Raw genomic sequence first — 4,497 nt, forward strand, 5'->3', positions numbered from 1 at the left:
AGAAAAGGAAGAAGAAGCTAAACGCAAAGAAGCTGAACGTATTCAGATGGAAGAAGACAGACGAAAAGCGGAAGAAGAAGCCGAACGTATCCGTAAAATCAATGAAGAAAAGAAACGTCAGGAAGAAGAACGTAACCGAAAACGTCTGGAGGAATACACAGCATACGTAGAGGAAGCACAACTACAGCTCAACAAGAAAAAATACAAAGCAGCATTGAAGGAAGTAGAAAATGCACGGCGCATGCACCTCGCTGAAAAGGAAGAAGAACTGAATGAACTGGAGAAGAAAATCAACAAGGAGAAAAAAGAAAACAGTTGGTTTGACCTCTTTGCCAAGAAAGTTACAAACCTTTCTGATGAAATATTAAAAGATAACTGATTATTCATTTACATAAACATATTAGGATTATGTCAGACGAAACAATGGTACCTTTCGATTTTCCGAAAGACTCTCCACATATAATAAAAGTAATTGGTGTGGGTGGCGGCGGTGGTAATGCCGTTAACCACATGTACAAAGAAGGTATCCATGATGTGACATTTGTGGTCTGCAACACGGATAACCAGGCGCTGGAAGAATCACCCGTACTCCGGAAACTACAATTGGGTAGCGAAGGACTAGGTGCCGGAAACCGTCCGGCCAAGGCACGTGCTGCTGCTGAAGAAAGCATTGAAGACATCAAGAATATGCTGAACGACGGATGCCGCATGGCATTCATCACAGCTGGTATGGGTGGTGGAACCGGAACCGGTGCGGCTCCTATCATTGCCAAAACGGCTAAGGACATGGAAATCCTGACCGTAGGTATCGTGACCATTCCTTTCCTGTTCGAAGGTAACAAGAAAATCGACCAGGCTCTTGACGGAGTGGAAGAAATGAGCAAGCATGTGGATGCCCTGCTGGTTATCAACAACGAACGCCTGCGCGATGTATATTCTGACATCAGTGTAATGAATGCCTTTGGAAAGGCAGACGACACACTGTCTATCGCCGCAAAGAGTATTGCAGAAATCATTACCTTGAGAGGTATCATCAACTTGGACTTCAACGATGTGAAAACCGTGTTGAAGGACGGCGGGGTAGCTATCATGAGTACCGGATACGGAGAAGGCGAAGGAAGAGTCACACAGGCTATTACCGATGCCCTTCATTCCCCATTGCTGAACAACAACGATATTTTCAACTCCAAGAAAGTGTTGTTCGTAATTACCTATAGCCCGAACAGCGAACTGATGATGGGTGAAATGGATGAAATCCATGAATTCATGAGCAAGTTTGGCAAGGACGTAGAAACCAAATGGGGTCTTTACACTGATGAAACCCTGGAAAACAAAGTGAAATTCACCATTCTGGCTACGGGATTCGGTATCAAAGACGTTCCCGGAATGGACAATGTGCTCAAACAGCGTTCACTTGAAGAGCAGAAACGCCTGGACGATCTGGAAGAAGAAGAGCAAAAGAAAGACGAACGTCGAAGCGACTACTACGGAAAGAGCATCTTGAAAAGTAGCATTCGCAAAAAACGTCCGAATATCTACATCTTCAGTCAGGAAGACTTGGCCAACGATGACATCATCAGCATGGTAGAAACAACCCCTACCTACAAGCGCACCAAGATGGAACTGGAGAATATCCGTTCAAAAGCGACTACAGAAGAAAAGATTGCACCGGAACCGGAAGCTACAAACAACACCGGCTCCATGACGATTACTTTCTAAACATCACAAAGAAAACAACATTTAAACTTTATAATGAATATGGATTTATTTGAACAGATTAGCAACGATATCAAAGAGGCAATGAAAGCCAAAGACAAAGTCAGACTGGAGACTTTGCGCAACGTAAAGAAATGTTTTCTGGAAGCAAAGACCGCTCCGGGTGCCAACGATACCCTGACCGATGATGCAGCCCTGAAAATCATGCAGAAACTGGTGAAACAAGGAAAAGATTCAGCTTCTGTATACGAAGGACAAGGTCGCGCTGACCTGGCAGAAGAAGAAATGGCTCAGGTACGCGTGATTGAAGCATACCTTCCGAAACAGCTTTCTCCGGAAGAACTGGAAGCTAAACTGAAAGAAATTATTGCCCGCGTAGGCGCTACCAGCGGAAAAGACATGGGTAAAGTGATGGGAGTAGCTTCCAAAGAGCTGGCAGGTCTGGCTGAAGGCAGAGCAATTTCTGCCAAAGTAAAAGAATTGCTGGGATAATCTCATTCATATCCCTATGAAAAAACGGGATTCTCTTTTCTCAAATGAAAGGAGAGTCCCGTTTTTCGTTCTATCGTCACTCAGGTATCAAGCAAAAAGTTCTTTCAGTACATCAAGCGATTTCAGTTCAGGAAATTCCGGAAGATGCAGACGATAATATTCCATCATCACGGTCAGACAACGCTGCCGCTCCATACGGTTCATGGCGAAAAGAAACATCGTTTCATAGTTCATACGTGCCAACTGACAAATGTGCGACGACTCTTCGGGAGACAGACAGATGCCGTGCAAAGGCTTGTTTCCCACAAAACATGCATTCAGCATATCAAACCAGCTACCCTCCCGATAATCTTCCAAATTGGGATAGAACCCCAAAAATCTAGACAACCTGATCAAAAACACCAGGTGAAAATTAGCATAGTCACTCCGACATGCATCTAACCAACAAATAGACGAGACCAGATAGGCAAAAAGTGGTTCGTTCTTCCCTTCCTCCCGTAAGGCATGCGACAAGAACTCGGCCAAAAACATTGCGATACTTAATTTATAAGGGTCATAAGGCACAGACTCCAACGGATACGACAACCTTGCTTCCTTCACCGCGGGCAAAGAAGTACGGGTACGCACATCGGCTTCCACCTCGACCAGGGAAAGCGGACGAAACAACGCCCCGTTTACCAGCGACTTACGCGAACGCGTGGCAGGTATTACAAACGACATACTTCCATGCTGACAAGTATAGATATGCACAATGTTCGATTTGTCATTGTATCTGACTACATGCAGCACTACTCCATCCAACTTCTGCAACATATCAACAAGTAAAAAACAAGCCCAACACTCTGTCACGATCTTTCCTCCGCACCGTCAGCGAAACGCTACCCGTCCCCTCTTCAGAAGACACCATCAGCAGAGGAATATCCTTCAGCAAGGTTACCAGGCCCTTTTCCGACCTCTCACCCTTGGTTCCAGCCGCCTCTTGTACGCATATCACCTCGACTTCTTTCTCCACCGTCACCTCCGCAAACACGGAAAGTTCCTTACAGACCTTCTGCAAGACAGAAGCATCAACTCCTGTCACTACAGAAAGACTTCCTGCTGAAGAAGCCATCGCAAAAACAGGCATGTCAACATGCGCCATCACGGCAAGAACCCGTTCCAAGAAACGAAAGGAGGCCACTGCCTCCAACGTACGCAAACGCACATATACTAAATCCGTACACTCAGCCAACACATGAAAGGAAGAAGGCTCCCCTTCTTTATCCCCCCATTCGACCAGACAAACCTTTCCATTGTACAAGCCGACAGACCTTAATTTACAGCATTCCATTTTTCAAATTATCCTAAAATATAAAATCCATTTTATGAACGAAAGATAGAAAAAGTCCTCATACAAAACAAACAAACCCCATAAACTTTTTCTTCACGCCACGATGTCTTCTCTATGTTTCTCTTTCGTAAAACCTACGTCTTACAAAGCAGAACTACAGGTTTTACGAAAGGGAAACATAAGGGTTAGCCACGGGAAACCTAAAAAACGACAAAAGGAATCTCTCTTAACAAAAGAGAATCCAGAAAAACGCAGCAATTTTCATAAAAAAAGAAGCGAATATTTTGGAGATTTCAAAATTCTTCCTACCTTTGCATCCGCAAACGAGAGATATGTATCCTCGTGAGACTTCAGGAGTTCTTCCTGAAACAAAGGATGGCCCGTTCGTCTATCGGTTAGGACGCAAGATTTTCATTCTTGAAAGGGGGGTTCGATTCCCCCACGGGCTACATAATAAACAGAAATCAAGAACAATATTAAAGATTAGTCGAGATGGCAAATCACAAATCATCTATCAAAAGAATCAGACAAGAAGAAAAGAGAAGACTTCACAACAGATATTATGCTAAGACTATGCGTAACGCAGTGAAGAAACTTCGTGCAACTACTGACAAAGCAGAAGCTGTAGCTCTGTTCCCTAACGTACAGAAAATGTTGGATAAATTGGCTAAACGTAACATTATCCACAAGAACAAAGCTGCTAACTTGAAGTCAAAAATGGCTGCTCACATCAGCAAATTGGCTTAAGTAATTGCTCACTTTAAGGATATTAAGGCAGAATCGAAATGATTCGGCCTTTTGTCGTTTATACCTCACAATACCCCTTTTCTTCTGCCCGGAGATATTCGCAAGTTCATTTCACCTCCGATTCCTATATCAGACCTACACTTCAGAGCATCCTAAACTCCTCTCAACTCATACAGAAGGACAGTCTATAAAAACATATAATCACTTTTTTC

At 43.8% G+C, this 4,497-nt stretch carries 5 protein-coding genes, 1 tRNA gene and 1 pseudogene; 5 read left to right on the forward strand and 2 right to left on the reverse strand.

The annotated features are described in order from the left end of the window. The 3 genes and pseudogenes from ACMJ0U_RS08005 to ACMJ0U_RS08015 form a co-directional block, all read left to right on the forward strand. Positions 1-379: pseudogene (locus ACMJ0U_RS08005) on the forward strand (cell division protein FtsA); the annotation flags it as partial. A gap of 29 nt (positions 380-408) precedes the next feature. Further along, positions 409-1,719, forward strand: coding sequence for a cell division protein FtsZ (ftsZ, locus tag ACMJ0U_RS08010; RefSeq protein ID WP_117702850.1), 1,311 nt, complete (start codon positions 409-411; stop codon positions 1,717-1,719). A gap of 39 nt (positions 1,720-1,758) precedes the next feature. Next, positions 1,759-2,208, forward strand: coding sequence for a GatB/YqeY domain-containing protein (locus ACMJ0U_RS08015; protein WP_040312526.1), 450 nt, complete (start codon positions 1,759-1,761; stop codon positions 2,206-2,208). An 87-nt stretch (positions 2,209-2,295) separates the two neighbouring features. Here the strand turns inward: ACMJ0U_RS08015 and recO are convergent, their stop codons facing one another. Next, positions 2,296-3,021: a DNA repair protein RecO gene (gene recO, locus ACMJ0U_RS08020; protein WP_417129448.1), complete on the reverse strand. Its 726-nt coding sequence runs from the start codon at positions 3,019-3,021 to the stop codon at positions 2,296-2,298. 1 nt (position 3,022) lies between these two features. Then, positions 3,023-3,538 carry a hypothetical protein gene (locus ACMJ0U_RS08025; RefSeq protein ID WP_417129449.1) on the reverse strand — a complete coding sequence of 172 codons (516 nt, stop codon included), beginning with the start codon at positions 3,536-3,538 and terminating at the stop codon, positions 3,023-3,025. A 377-nt stretch (positions 3,539-3,915) separates the two neighbouring features. Between ACMJ0U_RS08025 and ACMJ0U_RS08030 the strand changes: the two genes are divergently transcribed. Further along, a tRNA-Glu gene (locus ACMJ0U_RS08030) sits at positions 3,916-3,987 on the forward strand. 43 nt (positions 3,988-4,030) lie between these two features. Beyond that, entirely contained in the window at positions 4,031-4,285 is a 255-nt protein-coding gene (gene rpsT / locus ACMJ0U_RS08035) for a 30S ribosomal protein S20 (RefSeq protein ID WP_417129450.1), read from the forward strand. Positions 4,286-4,497: the final 212 nt, after the last annotated feature.

Source organism: Phocaeicola sp. (genome assembly GCF_048170425.1).
Lineage (GTDB): Bacteria > Bacteroidota > Bacteroidia > Bacteroidales > Bacteroidaceae > Phocaeicola.